Source organism: Pseudarthrobacter sp. NPDC080039, from assembly GCF_040702335.1.
Classification (GTDB): Bacteria; Actinomycetota; Actinomycetes; order Actinomycetales; family Micrococcaceae; genus Arthrobacter; species Arthrobacter enclensis_A.
Genome location: NZ_JBFBKY010000022.1, coordinates 42,114 through 59,810, shown reverse-complemented (window position 1 = coordinate 59,810; position 17,697 = coordinate 42,114). Strand labels below are relative to the sequence as shown.

18 protein-coding genes are annotated in these 17,697 nt (G+C 66.9%); 3 read left to right on the top strand and 15 right to left on the bottom strand.

Annotated elements, in window-relative coordinates:
• The first annotated feature begins 117 nt into the window (after positions 1 to 117).
• On the top strand, positions 118 to 1,737 hold the full coding sequence (locus AB0313_RS18045) for a DUF222 domain-containing protein (protein ID WP_366307222.1): 1,620 nt from the start codon (positions 118 to 120) through the stop codon (positions 1,735 to 1,737).
• A gap of 133 nt (positions 1,738 to 1,870) precedes the next feature.
• Here the strand turns inward: AB0313_RS18045 and AB0313_RS18040 are convergent, their stop codons facing one another.
• Positions 1,871 to 2,491, bottom strand: a complete 621-nt coding sequence (locus tag AB0313_RS18040) for a TetR/AcrR family transcriptional regulator (RefSeq protein ID WP_141944461.1) — start codon at positions 2,489 to 2,491, stop codon at positions 1,871 to 1,873.
• 130 nt (positions 2,492 to 2,621) lie between these two features.
• On the opposite strand from AB0313_RS18040, the gene AB0313_RS18035 reads away from it, so the two are divergent.
• Complete coding sequence (locus AB0313_RS18035; protein ID WP_141944463.1) at positions 2,622 to 2,888, top strand: hypothetical protein; 267 nt, start codon at positions 2,622 to 2,624, stop codon at positions 2,886 to 2,888.
• A gap of 61 nt (positions 2,889 to 2,949) precedes the next feature.
• Here the strand turns inward: AB0313_RS18035 and AB0313_RS18030 are convergent, their stop codons facing one another.
• The 14 genes from AB0313_RS18030 to dacB form a co-directional block, all read right to left on the bottom strand.
• On the bottom strand, positions 2,950 to 3,876 hold the full coding sequence (locus AB0313_RS18030) for a pantoate--beta-alanine ligase (RefSeq protein ID WP_141944466.1): 927 nt from the start codon (positions 3,874 to 3,876) through the stop codon (positions 2,950 to 2,952).
• On the bottom strand, positions 3,876 to 4,769 hold the full coding sequence (locus tag AB0313_RS18025; protein WP_307305431.1) for a DUF2520 domain-containing protein: 894 nt from the start codon (positions 4,767 to 4,769) through the stop codon (positions 3,876 to 3,878). The genes AB0313_RS18030 and AB0313_RS18025 overlap by 1 nt, the downstream gene beginning before the upstream one ends.
• Complete coding sequence (locus AB0313_RS18020) at positions 4,762 to 6,420, bottom strand: PH domain-containing protein (RefSeq protein ID WP_366307219.1); 1,659 nt, start codon at positions 6,418 to 6,420, stop codon at positions 4,762 to 4,764. The genes AB0313_RS18025 and AB0313_RS18020 overlap by 8 nt, the downstream gene beginning before the upstream one ends.
• Entirely contained in the window at positions 6,417 to 6,929 is a 513-nt protein-coding gene (locus tag AB0313_RS18015) for a PH domain-containing protein (protein WP_366307217.1), read from the bottom strand. Before AB0313_RS18015 ends, AB0313_RS18020 begins: the two co-directional genes overlap by 4 nt.
• Complete coding sequence (locus AB0313_RS18010) at positions 6,910 to 7,455, bottom strand: DUF3180 domain-containing protein (RefSeq protein WP_307305423.1); 546 nt, start codon at positions 7,453 to 7,455, stop codon at positions 6,910 to 6,912. Before AB0313_RS18010 ends, AB0313_RS18015 begins: the two co-directional genes overlap by 20 nt.
• On the bottom strand, positions 7,452 to 7,997 hold the full coding sequence (gene folK, locus AB0313_RS18005; protein WP_141944476.1) for a 2-amino-4-hydroxy-6-hydroxymethyldihydropteridine diphosphokinase: 546 nt from the start codon (positions 7,995 to 7,997) through the stop codon (positions 7,452 to 7,454). The genes AB0313_RS18010 and folK overlap by 4 nt, the downstream gene beginning before the upstream one ends.
• Positions 7,998 to 8,025: 28 nt before the next feature.
• Positions 8,026 to 8,418: a dihydroneopterin aldolase gene (folB, locus tag AB0313_RS18000; RefSeq protein ID WP_141944478.1), complete on the bottom strand. Its 393-nt coding sequence runs from the start codon at positions 8,416 to 8,418 to the stop codon at positions 8,026 to 8,028.
• A 12-nt stretch (positions 8,419 to 8,430) separates the two neighbouring features.
• Positions 8,431 to 9,369, bottom strand: coding sequence for a dihydropteroate synthase (gene folP / locus AB0313_RS17995; protein ID WP_307305419.1), 939 nt, complete (start codon positions 9,367 to 9,369; stop codon positions 8,431 to 8,433).
• 9 nt (positions 9,370 to 9,378) lie between these two features.
• Complete coding sequence (gene folE, locus AB0313_RS17990; RefSeq protein WP_141944482.1) at positions 9,379 to 10,023, bottom strand: GTP cyclohydrolase I FolE; 645 nt, start codon at positions 10,021 to 10,023, stop codon at positions 9,379 to 9,381.
• Positions 10,024 to 10,032: 9 nt separating this feature from the next.
• Complete coding sequence (gene ftsH / locus AB0313_RS17985; protein WP_141944484.1) at positions 10,033 to 12,093, bottom strand: ATP-dependent zinc metalloprotease FtsH; 2,061 nt, start codon at positions 12,091 to 12,093, stop codon at positions 10,033 to 10,035.
• Positions 12,094 to 12,321: 228 nt separating this feature from the next.
• The gene (gene hpt / locus AB0313_RS17980) at positions 12,322 to 12,873 is read right to left on the bottom strand and encodes a hypoxanthine phosphoribosyltransferase (RefSeq protein WP_102977004.1); all 552 of its coding nucleotides are present in this window, start codon (positions 12,871 to 12,873) and stop codon (positions 12,322 to 12,324) included.
• A gap of 30 nt (positions 12,874 to 12,903) precedes the next feature.
• Positions 12,904 to 13,977 (bottom strand): tRNA lysidine(34) synthetase TilS, encoded by a 1,074-nt coding sequence (gene tilS, locus AB0313_RS17975; RefSeq protein ID WP_366307213.1) that lies wholly within the window; start codon positions 13,975 to 13,977, stop codon positions 12,904 to 12,906.
• Positions 13,978 to 14,094: 117 nt separating this feature from the next.
• Positions 14,095 to 15,252: a zinc-dependent metalloprotease gene (locus AB0313_RS17970; protein ID WP_141944486.1), complete on the bottom strand. Its 1,158-nt coding sequence runs from the start codon at positions 15,250 to 15,252 to the stop codon at positions 14,095 to 14,097.
• Between the two features lie 267 nt (positions 15,253 to 15,519).
• Complete coding sequence (gene dacB, locus AB0313_RS17965; protein ID WP_366307211.1) at positions 15,520 to 17,025, bottom strand: D-alanyl-D-alanine carboxypeptidase/D-alanyl-D-alanine-endopeptidase; 1,506 nt, start codon at positions 17,023 to 17,025, stop codon at positions 15,520 to 15,522.
• Positions 17,026 to 17,180: 155 nt separating this feature from the next.
• On the opposite strand from dacB, the gene AB0313_RS17960 reads away from it, so the two are divergent.
• Positions 17,181 to 17,669, top strand: a complete 489-nt coding sequence (locus AB0313_RS17960) for an inorganic diphosphatase (protein WP_141944488.1) — start codon at positions 17,181 to 17,183, stop codon at positions 17,667 to 17,669.
• Positions 17,670 to 17,697 lie beyond the last annotated feature (28 nt).

Below are 17,697 nucleotides of genomic sequence, written 5' to 3'. Positions count from 1 at the left end.
TGGGCAGATCATTCACAAGACAAACCCTTCGCGAGGGCGTCAGTCAGAACCCAGAGTCACACCGCAGCACGAGCCAATTCCATCATTACTGTCAGTGGGTGGTTGGATGATGTGGGTATGGGAATCAGCGGTGGTTTGGGGGCGGTGTTGGAGGGTGTTCGTGCCTCTGTCGCTGCCCTTGACGCGCTGGTTCTTGAGGACCGGAACCTCGAACATCCTGCGCTGAGTGCTGCGGCTGGAGATATTGACGTGCTGCAGCGGCGGTATGAGTTGTGTCTGGGACGGTTGGAGGTTGTTGCCCGGTTGGAGGCGCAGCTCGCGGCAGTGAAGGCGCGGGATGCGGCGGAGTGCCTGGGGTTGCAGCTGGCCATGACCGCGCCGGATGCCTGCCTGCAGGACCGCACCTACGCGGAGATGTCCGTCGTGGAGGAGATCGCCGGCGTCCTGACAATTAGCTCCGCGGCCGCGGGGGCGTTGGTGGACCAGTCCCGGCGGGCCTGTTCCCTGCCACCGGTGCTCGAGGCGCTGTCCACCGGTGCCGTGTCCTGGCAGCACGCGAAGATCGTTGCGGACGAAACCGAGGGCCTCGACGCGGTTGGGGCTGCTGCGTTGGTGGCGCATTTCTTCGACCCCGACGCGCCCAACCCCGCACGCGGCGCAGCCCCCGGTGAGCTTGTCCCGTCCCGGTTCCGGGCGAAAGTCCGTAGTTGGCGGGAACGGCACCACCCCGACTCCATCGGGAAACGCCACGCCAAAGGTGTGACGGACCGGCGGATGGAATACAGCCCCGACCGGGACGGCATGGCCTGGCTCTCCCTCTACCTGCCCGGTGACACCGCGTGCGCCATCTGGAACCGCACCACCGCCACCGCCCGCGGCCTCCAAGGACCCGACGAAACCCGCACCCTTACCCAACTCCGCCCCGACATCGCCGCCTCACTGCTGCTCGGTGCCGGAAACCCTGCCGGGCCCATCAAGACACCCACCCCCAAGGCCGACGTCCTGGTCACCGTGCCCGTGTTCTCCCTCCTCGGCCTCACCGACGAACCCGCCACGCTCGACGGCTTCGGCCCAATCCCGGCCTTCATGGCCCGCAAACTCGTCGCTGACGGGGCGCATTCGTTCTACCGGGTCCTGGTCGACCCCCGGGACGGGGCACCACTGGAAATCGGCAGGACAAACTACCGGCTCACGGAGACCATCAAACAATGGATCAGGATGCGCGACGGCAAGTGCACCTTCCCCGGCTGCACCAACCGCACCCCCGACAACGAAATCGACCATGGCACAGCTTGGGAACACGGTGGAAGCACCGGGATCAGCAATCTCGGACAACTTTGCCCGAAACACCACCGACTCAAACACCACAGCCAATGGGCACCAGATCCAACCACCACTAAAGAGCCACCCGGCTGGACCTCACCCAGCGGCCGCCACTACAAACCCGAACACCCGGACCGAGAACAACCGCACTGGCCGCAATGGCTCCTGCCTGCTGGACTGCAGTCTCCGGAGGCCAAGGGCCTCGATGCCGGAGTTCCGGATGCAACGTGCAGTGACGTGCACTGCCTCAATATCCGCTGTCCCGAGGGCGGCCTGGCAGACCTCCCGCCCTGGGAACCAGACAATGACAGATACCTCGACCTCGACGACATCCCACCCGACGACCCCCTCTGGGAGGAGTTCTTTGCAGGATCGCTTGCCCTCACCCCCGGCTGGATCGGAGCAGAGTGCTAGGCCGTGGCGCTCGGCGCCCCCGGGGGGCTGCGTCGGTCGCTGAAGGCTGAAGACCAGGCCTGTCTCCTCAGCGGACCGGGTTGCCGCCCCCCCTGCAGGTAGGCTGCATGGCCGCGTATACCTTCAGGGGCTGCTAAGCCCTGTGGTGCTCAATCAGCCAACCGGCCATCTGCTGGGCACGTTTAGCGGCGTCCATGTCGCCCTCGGCGGCAGAGATGATGGACCCCTTCATCAGAATGTGCATCGACCGGGCGAACTCCTCGGGCTGTTGGAGTCCAGCTGTTTCCGCCAGGGCTTGCACGTGGCCGCGGATCTTCGCCAGGTAGTCGATGCTTGCCTGGCCAAGAGGATGCGCTGGGCCCATCTCCAGGAGGACATTGACGAAGGAGCAGGCTTCGAAATCTTCGCGCAGGAACCAGTCACTGAAGACATCGAAGATGGCCAGCAACTGTTCCGCGGCAGTGTTTGCCCTCCGCTGCGCTTCGGAGACGATGGCATCAACAGTCCACAATTTGTCCCGCCGCTCAAGGAACGCAAGCACCAGGGAGTCCTTGGACGGGAAGTGCCGGTAGAAGGTGGCCTTGGCCACTCCGGATCGTTCGATGAGTTCATTGACGCCAACATCCCGGATGCCCCGCCGCGAGAACAAGTCGTACGCGACCAACAGGATGCGCTCCTGGATACCGGCACCGCCAAGCGTCGCCTCGCCCGCAGCGTGCGCGGAAGGCGGTTGACTGTTTGCCTCAGGATTCATCGTGTCAATAGCCTACTCCAGGGAAGACAGACCGGTCTTTCCGGCTGTAAAGTTCTTCCTACGCGCAGTGCTCTCAACAGCCGCGGAGGCCAGACGAACGGCCCCTTCGGAACGGTGCAAGGAGGCCCCTATGGCAGCAGAGCGGTTGTTCGAAAGCGTTCCGTCGGACCCGGAGCCTTGGATGTCCAGTGACACTCCGGCCGAAGTCCGGCAATTCGCTATCGAATCCCTCCGCTGGCAGGCGCAGGAAATCATCGACGAACTGCTCTCCAGCACAGACCCTGCAGATGAACTGGCCAAGGCCCGTCTGCGACGGTACGTGGCCCAAAATCCCGGGCGCCCGGAAAGGGCGCTACTGGAGCAGCTGATGGCCAGCGAGGACGGCCTTCACCTCTAGGCCGCTCCTTCAACGCGCACGCTCGAAAGCTGCAGGAACCTGGCGCGGCCCGGCTGGTGCATCAGGAGTTGAGCGGCATGTTGTCGATGAGCCGCACCGGGCCCACCTTGGCAGCGATGAGGGCCAGGCCTTCTCCGCGGAACGGCGTCTCCCGGCAGTTTTCGGCCAACGGTTCAAGCGTGCGCGGATCCACCACGTCGAAGTAGTCGAGGGAAACCAGCGGCTGGGATTCCACCAGCGCCAGCGCGGAGTCAAGGTCCAGGGGCTCGTGGGCGTTGGCCCGCTCTTCCAGCAGCCGCAGGGCCCTGGACAGAACCAGCGCGGCGTCCCGCTCTTCGTCGGACAGGAAGCGGTTCCGGCTGGACAGCGCCAGGCCGTCCTCCGCGCGGACCGTCGGCACGCCCACAATTTCCACGGGGAAGTTCAGGTCGGCAACCATCCGCCTGACCAGGGCCAGCTGCTGGGCGTCCTTCTGGCCGAAGTAGGCACGGTAGGCAGGCAGTCCACCCGCAGCGGCACCTGCTGCGGAACCAGCCGTAAGCCCCGCCGCCGGCATCCCATAATGCAGCAGTTTGGCCACAACAGTGAGGGCGCCGTCAAAATGCCCGGGTCGCGAAGCGCCCTCCCATTTCTCCCCCAACCGGCCCGAGGTAACCCGCACCAACGGCTCCCCGCCGGGGTAGACCTCCTCCACGGAGGGCGCGAACGCGAGGTCCACGCCCTGCTCCTCCAGCAAGGCAAGGTCTGCGTCAAGGGTTCGCGGATAGCGGTCCAGGTCCACGGCGTCACCGAACTGCAAGGGATTGACGAAGATGCTTGCAACCACCACGTCATTGTTTTCGACGGCGGTGCGCGCCAATGTTGCATGGCCCTCGTGGAGTGCGCCCATGGTGGGCACCAGCGCCTGTGAAGTGCCCTGCTTGGCGTTCAGGAGCCGGGCGCTTTCGGCCTTCAGTCCGGCCACAGTGGTCACGAGTTGAATGGACATCAGTCCTCCTTCGGATCCAGGGCGTCGCGGAGCCCCTTCAGCTGGTCAGGTTTCAGCAGGCCGCGACCTTCAGCACGGCGGGCAGTGGCGTGTGCCATTGCCAGGTACGCCTCAAGCACATCCCCATGCCCACCGTCGTCGAACTCACGCAGCGCTTCCGCATGGGCACGGACCGTTCCCACGTCGCCCCGCGCCACGGGGCCGGTCAGCGCGGACTCCCCGGAGGCCAGCGCGTTCTCCAGGGTTGCCCGGAGCAGCGGACCGAGCATGCGCTCCGGGGCTTCGACGCCCACCTCGCGCAGCAGTTGCGATGCCTGCGCCACCAACGTGACGAGATGGTTCGAGCCGTGGGCCAGGGCGGCGTGGTAGAGAGTCCGGTCCGCTTCGGCGATGGCGACCGGCTCCGCCCCCATCTCCACCACCAGCGCCTGGGCGATGGGGAGCATGGCGGCGTCGGCCGTCACCCCGAAGGTACAGTCAAGCAGCCGGGTGAGGTCCAGGCTCATGCCGGTGAAAGTCATGGCCGGGTGAAGTGCCAGGGGAATGGCGCCCGCGGCACGCACAGGATGCAGCACACCTACGCCGAACCGGCCGGAGGTGTGCGCCACGAGCTGCCCGGGCTGCCAGGCGCCGAGCTTCGCCAGCCCCTCCACCAAATCCGGCAGTGCATCGTCCGGTACCGCCAGCAGCACCAGCTCGGCTCGCTCAACGATCTCCTGCACTTCCAGGATGGGCACGCCGGGGAGCAAAGACTCAGCCCGCTCCCGGCTCGCATCGGAAACCGCCGACACTCCAATGACGGCGTGCTCGGCTGCCCGCAGGGCGGCGCCAAGAACGGCCCCCACCTTGCCGGCGCCGATGATTCCGACGCCGAGGCGTCCGGGCTTAGCCATTTTGCTGGCCTTCCTGTTGGTTATGCATTCGGGAATCCATAGTTTCGACGGGCTCAACCACCGCTTCGCCCCCACCCACCGGATTGGGCTGCGGCGCCGGAACAACCTGCCGCAGCCATTGTTCCGTCGTCTGCCGCTTCCGGGCCAACCGGGCGCGCGCCGACTGCTCGTCGAAGAGCCGCCTCGCCTCGTCCAGCCCCGCGTGCCTGAGCCGCGGGGCAACCGGCCCCGCCGTGGTGTGCAGGACCAGGTCTGCCACTCGGAACCAGCGCGCCAGGGGCCCCTGCTGCAGCGCCATTGACTGCGTCCGTTGATGCGGCACCAGCACAAGCTCGCGCCACCAGCGGCCGGAACGGATCAGCAGGGCCGTGTCAGTGGCCGCAAAACCGTTCCGCCGCCACGCCAGAGGTGCCAGCAGCCAGGCTCGGCGCGGCGTGGTAACAAACCCGCTGCCGGTATCCCTGCCGGTGAGCCCGGCGCCGAACGTCACGGCAGGCTGGGCGGTTCCGGGGTCGGGCAGGACCAGCGAGAGCATGGCCAGGACCTCGGGGAACTTCCCCACCGGCAGCAGGATGGTCCGGGTGTTGCCTTCGACCGCGTTGCCCGACGTTCCGTAGCCCGCCGCGTTGACCTGCATCCGGTACCAGCCGAACGGGCGCCAGAGCGGGGGCTGCGCAATCTTCACCGCCTGGATCCGCCCGGGCGGAAGCGTCTGCGCCTGGGTGTCCAGGAGTCCGTAACGCAGCCGGATTCCGTCAGGGGAAATGGCGGCGGTGAAGTTGTACCCCTTGTTGAAGAAGTTCCAGTAGCTTGCCGCAAGGCCCAGCGCGGCGGGCACCAGGTAGAAGTAGAAGGCGCGGTTGTCCGTCACTGCGGACAGGATCACGGAAGCCACGCCGCCCACCACAATGAAGAAGCTTTGCTCGCTCAGCAGCAACGATCCAATAAGGCGCGACGGCGGCACGGCCAGCACTGCGAGCTCCGGCGCCTCGGGCGCGGGACGGGCTGGAAGTCCCGCGACGGTCGGGTCCCAACGGCCCGCGACGGACGGGGCACTCATGCCGGCCGCGGAAGCCGTGCCGGGACCAGCAGCAGGGAATGCCCCGGAAGCGCGCGCCAGGATGGTGGCGCGCAGCTGTCGTGCGTCATCGATCCTCAGGTAGGCAAGGCGGACCGCGGACTCGCCGGCGTCGGCAACTTCGAACTTGAGTTCAGCCAGCCCAAAGATCCGGGCCAGCAGGGGCCGCACGATGTCAATGGCCTGCACCCGGTCCAGCCGTGCCTGGCGGTGCTGCCTGAAGAGGAGTCCGCTGTTAACCCGGACGTAGCCGCCCGACACCTGGTATCTGGTGAAGTACCAGGTAAGGACGAACCCCAGCACCGCCACCGCCAGCACCAGCGCTCCCCCGCCCAGCAGCCAAGGGGCACGCCTGGCGAACCCTTCTTCAAAAACGGGTTGGCCCTGCAGGGCCCGCTCGAAAAGGTCCCTGCCAAAGAAGAAGGCGATGGCTGCCAGGGCAAACCAGCCGCGGACAAAAGGTGAGGCGGGATGGACACGAAGCCATTCGCCGTCGGACGTTGCGTTGCTTTCCGGACCGGATGCAGCGGAGGGCAGCAGGGGCGGTCCGGGCAGCTGGCCGTCCGCGGTCACAGCCCTGCCAGCCTGGCTTCGCCGCGCGCAGCCAGCTGCTCACGCAGCCGCACGCCTTCCATTGCCGGGAGGCCGGGGATGCGCGCGTTGGTGCCCGGCGACGCTGTGTGGAGCTTTACGGTGCACAGCCCCAGCGCCCGTTCCACCGGGCCGACGGCGATGTCCACGTACTGCATCCGTCCGTAAGGCACGGCCATGCTGCGCTGGAAGAAGATGCCGCTCCTGATCAGCAGGTCGTCGCCGCGCTCGGCGTAGCCAATGGCCCGGACCTGCCGCGGAATGAGGGCCAGCCGCCACAAGGCAACCACCAGCGCGACGGCGGGAACGGTGACGGCCAGCCACAGTGGGGGCCACCGCCACCATCCCAGGAGGACAAACACCAGCGGAGCGGACAGGATGAGGACTGCGGCGAGGTTGGCGACGGCCCACTCCACCAGCCGGACGGAGACGTACTGCGGCGAAACCCTTTGCCAGGCGATACCGGGCGGGTCAATCGCCCCGGTATGCATATTCGCCTTCCCCTGCGGCTTCCCCGCGGGCAGGGCGGCCCTTTTTGCTGTCCAGGTTGGGGTCGCCGTCTTCCGGCGGAATCCGGCAGAACCGCTCCACGACGAGACCAACCACGATCATCACCAGCCCGCCGCCGGCCATGGCCAGGGCCAGCCAGGTGATGCTCTGGTCGCTGCGCAGGCTCCATACCCGCAGCTGGTCGAGGAAGATGCCCACGTGCCAGCCCAGCAAGACTGTCCCGGCATAGGCGCAGGCCTGCGCCAGGACCAGGGTCCGGGCGGCCAGGAGCGGATCCAGGTGGGTCTTCTTGGCAGTGCTGTTGGGCTTGTGGCTGTTGCGCCATCTCAGGACCCGGATTCCCAGGACCAGCGTGATGGCCACGATGACACCCATGGTGGCCAGGGCGGTAAGGGGCAGCACGGGCGTAGCCATGCTGTACCGGCTGGTGACAACAGTGGCAGACCAGCCGGCGACGGCGAGGATGACGCAGATCAGCAGGAGGCGCAGGGGGTTGATGGGCTTCATCGTTCCTCGACCGCTCCTGCCGTGGGCAGCCCGTTGAAGTCGCCGAACCCGTCGAACGGAGCCAGGTCCGCGAAATCGTCCGCCTGTGCCGCGAGGATGCTGATCCGTTCGCCGGCCAGTGTGGCGCTGGGCTCAATAAGCGACCAGGGGTAGAGGACGAAGGCCCGGGACGCCGCCCGGGGGTGCGGAAGGGTCAGGTGGGGGTCGTCGCTGTGCAGGTCGCCGTAGGTGATGATGTCGACGTCGAGCGTCCGCGGACCCCAGTGGACCTCACGGACGCGGAGGTGCTTGTTCTCCACGGCCTGGCAGTGTGCCAGCAGTTCCATTGGGCTGAGGCAGGTCTCCACGGTGATGACCATGTTCAGGAAGTCCGGCTGCCCCGCAGGACCTCCCACCGCCTTGGTCTGGACGATGGGCGAGACGGCAAGGAGGCGCACTTCCGGCGGATCCACGAGGTCCGCCACGGCCTCGGTCAGCGTCTCATTGCGTTCGCCAAGGTTGCTGCCGAGGGCCAGCACGGCCTTGGTGTAGGTCCCGTTCATCCGCGCACCCCGATCATGCCGCAGCCGCTCATGCATCCGCTCCGGAAAGGACGGGTCCGGCGGCGGCACGTTCCCTGTGGACAGCCACAGCGACGTCGCCGAACGGGACCTCGATGGGTGCCTGGGGCTTGTGGACGGTGATGTCGACGGCGTGGAGCTTGAATTCGGCCAGGAGGCTGTCCGCGATGCGCACAGCCAGCCCCTCGATGAGGTTCAGTGGTTCCCCGGAAATCCAGTCGACAATACGCTGCGCAACCTCACCGTAGTGTGCGGTGTCCCGGACATCGTCGGACTGCGCCGCCTCGGTGAAGTCGAGGTAGAGCACCGCGTCCACAACAAAGGGCTGGCCCTCCCGGCGTTCGAAATCGAAGACACCGTGATGGCCGACTGCGGTTACTCCGGTCAGCGTAATCCTGTCCATGGGTCCCCGGCCCTATTGCGTTTTGGGTACGGTTGCGGCTGAAGACACGGCGGCCATGCGCGCAGCCACCTTCACGGCGTCCAGGCTTGATCCCACGTCATGCACGCGGACGGCCCAGGCCCCGCGGTAGGCACTGATGGCGGTGATCGCCGCCGTGGCACCGTCGCGCTCCTCGGGAGCGGCGGCCTTGCCCGCCACGGTAAGCAGGGTGCCCAGGAACCGTTTGCGGGAGGCACCTACCAGGACCTTGTGGCCCAGGCTGTCCAGCTGGTCCAGGTTCTGAAGGAGTTCCCAGTTCTGCGCGTCGTTCTTCGCAAACCCCAGGCCCGGGTCAATAATGATCTGCTCCTGGCTCACTCCAGCCGCGTACAGCTTGTCCCGCACTCCCGCCAGTTCAGCCACCACTTCGGCGGCCACGTCCGTGTATTCGGCGAGCGAATTCATGGTCCGGGCGTCTCCGCGGCGGTGGGTGAGGACGTAGGGCACCTTGGCGGCAGCCACGAACTCGGCCATTTCGGGCTCGATACTCAGGCCTGAAATGTCGTTGATGATGGCGGCGCCCGCCTTGACTGCCGCTTCCGCCGTGGAGGCGTGGGTGGTGTCAATGCTCACCAGGGCACCAGCCTTCACCAGCGCCTCGATGACGGGCAGGACGCGGCGCTGCTCTTCGTCCGGGCTGACATCATCCGCGCCCGGCCGGGTTGACTCTCCCCCGACGTCGATGATGTCCGCACCCGCGTAGAACATGCGCAGGCCGGCAGCAATGGCGGTATCCGCCGTGGCATGCTTGCCGCCGTCGCTAAAGGAATCCGGGGTGACGTTCAGGATGCCCATGACCAGCGTCCTGTCAGTGGGCAGGTCGTCAAACCGCGCAGCCGGGCGCGGCTTGCGCAGGATGGGCAACGGGGAGGTTGCGGGCCCCGTTCCGGGGGCTGCAGCGAGTGAATCCATGGTGTGTGGTTACCTTCCGAGGATGAGGCTCATGGCTTCGGCACGGGTGGCCGGGTCATGAAGCTGCCCGCGGACCGCACTGGTGACGGTCTTCGCTCCGGGCTTGCGGACGCCGCGCATCGACATGCACATGTGCTCGCATTCAACAACGACGATGGCGCCGCGGGGCTTGAGGTGCTGCACCATCGCTTCGACTATTTCAGTGGTCAACCGCTCCTGCACCTGCGGGCGCCGTGCGTAGATGTCCACCAGCCGCGCCAGCTTGCTCAGACCCGTCACCTTTCCGTCGTGCGACGGGATGTAACCGACATGGGCCACCCCGTGGAAGGGCACCAGGTGGTGCTCGCACGTCGAGTAGAAGGGGATGTCCTTGACCAGGACCAGTTCCTCGTGGTCCAGGTCGAAGGTGGTGGACAGGACGTCCGCGGGGTCGTGGTGCAGTCCGGCGAACACCTCGGCGTACGCCTTTGCGACCCTTTTGGGAGTGTCGACGAGGCCGCCGCGGTCCGGGTCCTCGCCGATGGCAAGGAGGATCTCGCGGACGGCCGCCTCAATCCGGGGCCGGTCCACCTTTTGGCTCGTCGAATGGTGGGAACCGGCCTCCGCCAGGTATCCGGCGGAGGCGGGAACGTCGTCGTCGTCGAAGGAAGTCACAGGGAAAGCTTAGCCGCGAAGGGTGTCAGGCCCCGAGTCGGTGACTCCGCCCTTGAAGGGAGCATCCTCCGGGACGCCCTGCGCGTGCGGGGGCTGGGCGTCCAGCGGCTCGTCCAGGCGGGCCTTCTTGGCTTCCTCCTGGGCTTCGCGCTCTGCCCGCTCGCGGCGGGTTTCCACGGGACCGGCCAGGACTGGGCGGGTCTCCTTGGACAGCCACACCTCACGGAAGTCGCGCTTGCGCACGTCCCGGAAGATGTCGGCGATCTCTGCCTGGTTGAGCGTTTCCCGCTCCAGCAGTTCAAGGGCCAGTATGTCCAGGATTTCCCGGTTTTCGGTGAGGATCTCGTAGGCCTCGTCGTGTGCCTGCTCGATGAGGCGGCGCACTTCCTCGTCCACGACATAGGCGATCTGGTCCGAGTAGTTGCGTTCGTGCCCGGCGTCGCGGCCCAGGAAGGGTTCCCCGCCGCCCTGGCCCAGGCGGACAGCGCCGACACGTTCGCTCATGCCGTATTCGGTGACCATCTTGCGGGCGGTGCCGGTGGCCTTCTCGATGTCATTGGAGGCACCGGTGGAAGGGTCGTGGAACACGATCTCTTCCGCCACCCGGCCGCCCATGGCGTAGGCCATCTGATCCAGGAGTTCATTGCGCGTAATGGAGTACTTGTCGTTTTCCGGAACCACCATGGTGTAACCCAGGGCCCGGCCACGCGGAAGGATGGTGATCTTGGTGACCGGCGCGGAGTTGCGGAGTGCAGCCGCCACCAGGGCGTGGCCGCCTTCGTGGTAGGCGGTGATCTTGCGCTCGTGTTCCTTCATGACGCGGCTGCGCTTCTGCGGGCCCGCCATGACGCGGTCGATGGCCTCGTCCAGGGCGCGGTCATCGATCAGGTTGGCGTTGGAGCGCGCGGTGAGCAGTGCGGCCTCATTAAGGACGTTGGCGAGGTCGGCGCCGGTGTAGCCGGGGGTCTTCTTCGCCACGGCTTTCAGGTCCACGCCGGGCGCCATCGGCTTGCCCTTGGCGTGCACCTGCAGGATCTGGTCGCGGCCGATCAGGTCCGGCGCTTCCACGGAGACCTGGCGGTCGAAGCGGCCGGGACGCAGCAGTGCGGGGTCCAGGACGTCAGGCCGGTTGGTGGCGGCGATGAGGATGACGTTGGTCTTGACGTCGAAGCCGTCCATCTCCACCAGCAGCTGGTTGAGAGTCTGCTCGCGTTCGTCGTTGCCGCCGCCGATGCCGGCGCCGCGGTGGCGGCCGACGGCATCGATTTCATCGACGAAGATGATGGCGGGCGAGTTGGCTTTGGCCTGTTCAAAGAGGTCGCGGACGCGGGAGGCGCCGACGCCGACGAACATTTCCACGAAGTCCGAACCGGAGATGGAGAAGAAGGGTACGCCTGCCTCGCCGGCTACGGCGCGGGCCAGCAGGGTCTTACCGGTACCTGGAGGGCCGTAGAGCAGGACTCCCTTGGGGATCTTGGCGCCAACGGCCTGGAACTTGGCCGGTTCCTGCAGGAATTCCTTGATTTCCTGGAGTTCCTCCACGGCTTCGTCCGCACCTGCGACGTCAGCGAAGGTTACCTGCGGCATGTCCTTGCTGACCATCTTGGCCTTGGACTTGCCGAACTGCATGATCTTGGAGCCGCCACCCTGCATGCGGGTCATCAGGAACCAGAAGAGGGCGCCCAGCAGGATGACCGGGATCAGCAGGGAGAGCAGGCCGGAGAACCAGTTGCTCTCGATCGGCTGGTCGGTGAAGCCCTGGGCGGGCTTGGCGTCGGTGACGGCCTTTACTACGTCCTGTGCCCGTGCATCCACGAAGAAGAACTGCACGCTCTTGCCCTTGTCCTGCCCATCCACCTGCAGGTCATCCTTGAGCGTGAGGTCAACGCGGTTCTCACCGTCGAAGATCTTGGCCTGCTCCACCTTGTTGCTGGAGAGCAGTTCCAGGCCCTTGTCCGTATCGATCCGGGCGGCACCGCCGGGGGCGAGCGTTGCAAAAGCCACGAGGAGCAGACCGACCACAACGACGATCCAGATGCCCGGGCCTTTGAAGAAGTTCTTAGCTTTCATCTGTTCGGGGCTGGCCCCGTCCCTTCCGGTAGTGCTTCACGGCGAGTAATCTGCGCGCGTGATGGTGCTGCGTCAGCTTCTAGCTATACACCGTCCGGACTAGATCACGCATAGCCGAAAGCAAAAGTTCCCTGTCGGCGTAGCTTGCGCGGATGACCGCCGGACGCCCGCTTCAGCGCAACACCGGCAAGGACGGGACTGTCGTCCGGCGGGGAGTCCTGGGGAGGCCTACTCGTAGACGTGCGGGGCCAGGGTGCCCACGAAGTCCAGGTTGCGGTACTTTTCGGCGTAGTCCAGGCCGTAACCCACCACGAACTCGTTGGGGATGTCGTAGCCGACGTACTTGACGTCGATCTCCACTTTGGCCGCAGTGGGCTTGCGGAAGGCGGTGCAAATCTCAACGGACGCCGTGCCGCGGGATTCCAGGTTGGTCTTGAGCCAGGACAGGGTGAGGCCGGAGTCGATGATGTCCTCGACGATCAGCACGTCCTTGCCCATCAGGTCCGTGTCCAGGTCCTTGAGGATGCGCACCACGCCGGAGGACTGGGTTCCCGAACCATAGGAGGACACGGCCATCCAGTCCATGGAGATGTGGCTGTGCAGTGCCCGGGCCAGGTCCGCCATGACCATGACGGCGCCCTTGAGGACGCCCACAATGAGGATCTCGCGCCCTTCGTAGTCCTTGTCGATCTGCGCTGCGAGTTCGGTGATCCGCTGCTGGATCTGTTCCCTGGTGTATAGAACGTGCTTGAGGTCTGCCTGGACGTCGTTTGAATCCACCAATGGCTCCTGTTTAGATGCGGGGTGCGACTATTTTGCGGGTGGCTTTTGGGGCCGGAATACTAGCTTCCCACAGCGCGCCCGTTCGCGGGGAACGGAACCGGCGTCCTCCGGGGCCGCGGCGACGGCAACGCCCCGGGATTCCTCAAGTTCCGCCAGCGACAACCTGTACACGCTCACATTGCCGGGCAGCTGGACCGGACCTGCCGAACCCTTCCGCCGCAGCAGCGCTTCCGCCGCCAAAAGGCGCTGATAACCGGGCTGCTGGCCGCCGGCGCCGGCCGCCGCCTTGGCGATGACCCGGAACCTGATGGCGGGGGCCAGGTCGCGCAGCGCCTCCTCCGGCAGGCTCAGTCCGGTCCCCTCCCGCCCCACGAGCGAGGCGTAGGTGCTTTCCGCCACTTCCTCCAGGTAGTCGGCGTCCAGCTGCAGGATGGCGGCGGTGCGGGCAAGGGACTCAGCGACGCCGGGACCGAGTTTGTCCTCAAGGTGCGGGAGGACCTCCACCCGGGTCCGCGAACGGGCGAACGCGGGATCGGCGTTGGTGGGATCGTGCCAGGGATCCAGGTCCTCCACGGCACAGATCTCCTCGGTGTCCGCCCGGCGGAGTCCGAGGAACGGCCGCAGCAGAAGGGTCTTCCCCGCACCTGCGCGGGCAGGCCGCATGCCGGCAAGCGAACGGGTGCCGGAGCCGCGGGCAAGGCCCAGGAGCACTTGTTCAGCCTGGTCGTCCAGGGTGTGGCCCAGGAGAATTGCGTCCGCGCCCTGTTCAACAGCGGCGGCTTCCAGCGCGGCGTGCCTGGCTTCCCGGGCGGCGGCTTCGGGGCCCATGCCGGCGCCGGCCACGGTGACAGTGCGGATCTCAACAGGTGCCAGGCCCAGCTCCGCCAGCACCCGCGCCGCGTGCGTGGCCACATCAGCTGAGCCCTCCTGCAGCTGGTGGTCAACCACCACGGCGCCAACCGTAAGGGGGTGGCCGTCCACGTGCCCGCGGCGGGCAAAATAGGCGGCGACGGCGGCGAGCGCCAGGGAGTCCGGGCCGCCGCTGCACGCAACAACAACGTGGCGGGGATAGCCTGCCCCGGACAAGGCGTCCTGCAGCATTTTGCGTGCTGTGCCGACGACGGGCGCGAGCCTGCCGGGTCGGCGTCGCCCACTGCGCGTGGGGGCATGTGCCGGCGGAGGTGAAGGTGGATTGTCAGGCAGTGGCGCGTGGGGCAATTACAGGCCCATCCGCTCAAGCCACAGCTTGGCGTCATGGATCTCGGGTTCCGTTGGCAGGTGGTCAGCCGACTCCCATACCCTGTTGAACCCCTCCATCCCGGCCACGTCCACCACGGCGCGGACAAAGCGCGCCCCATCGGAGTATTGGCGCATCTTGGCGTCCAGGCCCAGGAGGCTGCGGATGAACTTCTCGATCACGCCGCGGTCCTTGCCCCGGTCGTTGAAGCGCTGCCGGATGGTCTTGACGGAGGGCACGATGCTGGCGTCCACGCCGTCCATCACCACGTTTGCGTGGCCTTCGAGCAGGCTCATCACGGCGGTGAGGTGTGAAATCGCGGCCTTTTCCTCGGGGTCCTGCAGCAGGTCCAGGATGGCGCCGCGGCGGGGCGCCTCTCCGTTCGCCGACCGGTCCTTCAACGACCGTGCAGCGGCCGAAGCCCGTTCCATCAGCGAATCGACGTTGCCAAGCAAGTGGCCGCTGAGGTTGTCGATCTGTTCGAGCATGTGGTGGCGCAGCCAGGGTGCGGCCGCGAACTGGACGCGGTGGGTTTGCTCGTGCAGGCACACCCAGAGCCGGAAATCCTCCGGCGCGACATTGAGTTCCCGCTCAACAGAGACGATGTTGGGGGCCACCAGCAGCAGCCTGCCGGCCGCGGGCGCAGAGGAGTTTTCCGCCAGCGCGGCGAAGGGGTCGTACTGGCCCAGGACCTTGCTGGACAGGAAGGCCAGGACGGCGCCCAACTGGCTGCCGGTGATCGCGCCGCTGACCTGGGCAGCCCCGGGGCTGAGGTTTCCGCGCCGGCTGTCCAGCATCTTCTGCATGGCGGGTTTGAGCATCACCGCGAAGCTCTGGGTATTGGCCTTGGCCCAGGACGCCCGGTCCACCACGAGCACCGAGGAGTCCCGAAGATCGCGTGCCGCCTCCAGGCCCGTGATCTCGTGGACGTGCGGCACTGATGCGTCCGCGAGCCTGCGCAGGCTGTCCACCGCCTCGCCGATGGCCTTTTCGTCGAGCACCGGTCCGGCTGGGGCCAGCCGCGCTGCGGCAGAAGCAGCGAGGTCCCAGTTAATCAGGGATTGGGCCGGACTGGATTGGGCCGTGGGGGATCCGTTTGTGGATACGGACGGTGCGGACTCGCGCGCAGTGGACTCCATGGTTCCCATCAGAACACAGCAGGCCGCGGCCCGTCCTTAAGTTCGCTGACCGGCGAAACTTCCACAGCCCCTGCACAGGAGGGGAAAAGCGGCGTCCCAGTGTGCCGCGGGAGATTGGAAACACCCCGAAAGTCCCTGCCGAAAGAGGCCGCCATGATCCCCTACCGTCCCATTCCTCCCCTGACCGCAGGCGAGCGCAAGGGCTGGGCGTCAGTGCTTGCCGCCGTCGTCAGGGCCGCGTTGCTGGGCGTGCAGCCGCAGTAGTTCCTAGCGGCAGCCGCAGCCTGCGAGCGCCGTGGCGGCCCGGTCCAGGGCCTCCTTGTTGCCGGCGGCCCCGGGCGTCAGTCCGTTGCCGATGAACGAGAAGACCAGGAGCCGCCCGTCAGCGTCCACCACGTAGCCGCTCAGCGCGAGCACCGTGTTCAGGGTTCCGGTCTTGGCCCGCACCAGCCCCGCGCCGCCGGACGTTGTGGCATCGCCGTAGCGGGCGTCGAGCGTTCCGGACAGGCCGCCAACCGGAAACCCGTCCAGGGCGGCGCGCAGCCTGGTGTCGGTACCGGTGGTCATGGCACGCACCACCTCCGCCAACAGGCCGGAAGGGACCTGGTTGCCCATGGCCAGCCCGCACACGTCCGCCAGCTTCACAGAGTCCGCGGCGATCCCGGCTGCCCCGAGTTCGGCAGCCACGGCGGCCACAGCGCCATCGTTGCTGCCCGGCCTGCCCGTGGCCACCGCGGCCATCCGGCCCATGGTTTCGGCCAGGTAGTTGTCCGATACCTGCAGCATCAGGTCCACCTGCTCTCCCACGGTGGCCGAGTCAATGCCCGCCAGGGCTGCAGCGCCGGGAGCGGCGGGGGAACGTTCGACGCCGGCCGCCACCGTCAGTCCCGCACCGGCACCTGCCGCGCGCAGCTGCCCGGCGAACGCCTCTGCCGCGGCCATCGCGGAGTCCTGCGGGCGCGGACCTGTGGTGACGGCGGGATCGAACCGCGCCGAGTTGAGCGCCAGAGGAGAGAGGGGTGCTATTTCGCCGGCTTCAACGTCGCCCGACTGCCAGTTGGGATTCAGTGCCGGCCCGGTAAAGAGGGAGTCATCCACCAGGACCTTGACGGTTCCCGTGGTCCCGGCGGCCTGCAGGGCCCGGACCGTCAGGGCGGCAAGGGTGCCAAGGCCTGCGTGGCCCATCACCTGGTTCGGCTGTGACTCCCCTGCCCCGAGGAGAACGTCGCCACCGCCCACCAGCACCACCTGTCCCGGCGCGGGGCCTGGCACCACCTTGGTGGTGAAGCGGTGCTCCGGTCCCAGCGTGCGCAGTGCGGCCACCGCCGTCAGCAGCTTGAGGTTCGACGCCGGAACCCGGCCGTCCGCGCCGCCCCTGTCAAAGAGCACCTGGCCCGTGAGCGCATCCTGCACCGTGCCGGTGAAAGTACCGCCGCCGTCGGTCATCAACGCCGGCTCCACCTGGGCTGTTACCGCTGGCCGGACCGGCACTGGCGCGGACGGCTGAAGCGGGGCGAGCACCTGCGGTGCCGAAAGGGTTGCCGGAGCCTGCTGCCAGGCAGGAGTGGCGGGAGTGGACGCGGGGGCGCTGGAGCCGAACAATCCGGGGCCGAGGAATCCGGGAGCCACCAGCAGGGCGCCCGGGACGGCGAGGATGAGCAGGACCAATGCCGCCAGCGCCAAGTGCCAGGGCTTTCGCGGCCGCCCGCCACCGTTTCCCGGGCGGCGGGACAAACGGTCACGCGTGGGTTCCCGGCTGGTTGTTTTGGTCATGCTGGTGCTGGTCCTCAAGTCCTGAAATTCCCCACAAGTTCCTGATTCCAGGGCCTCTCGCTATATCCTCAATACTAGTCGGCGGCACCGACACTCTCATTTACGGGCCCGTCAAGTGTGCCGCGCACCCCCCTGCAATTGCCGAGGAGCATTCCATGAAGCACGACGTGACCATCGAGATCCCCAAGGGATCGCGCGTCAAGTACGAAGTTGACCACGAGACCGGCCGCGTCCGCCTGGACCGCGTCCTCTTCACCTCCATGCAGTACCCCACGCACTACGGGTACTTCGAAAACACCCTCGGCGAGGACGGCGACCCGCTGGACGCACTGGTGCTCCTGCAGGACTTCGACCTGCACCCGGGTGTCATCGTCGAGTCCCGCCCCATCGGCGTCTTCAACATGACCGACGACGGCGGCGGGGATGCCAAGATCCTGTGCGTGCCCGTGGACCCCCGGTTCGACCACATCCAGGAAGTCAGCGACGTCAACGAGTTCCTGATCAAGGAAATCGAGCACTTCTTCACGCGCTACAAGGACCTGGAGCCGGGCAAGTGGGTCAAGGCCGAAGGCTGGGGCGACCGCGCCGCCGCCGAAGCCGAACTGGAGGCCTCCATCAAGCGCTACGTGCCCACCGGACACTAGTCCCCCTGACGGCGTGGGCCCACCTCCT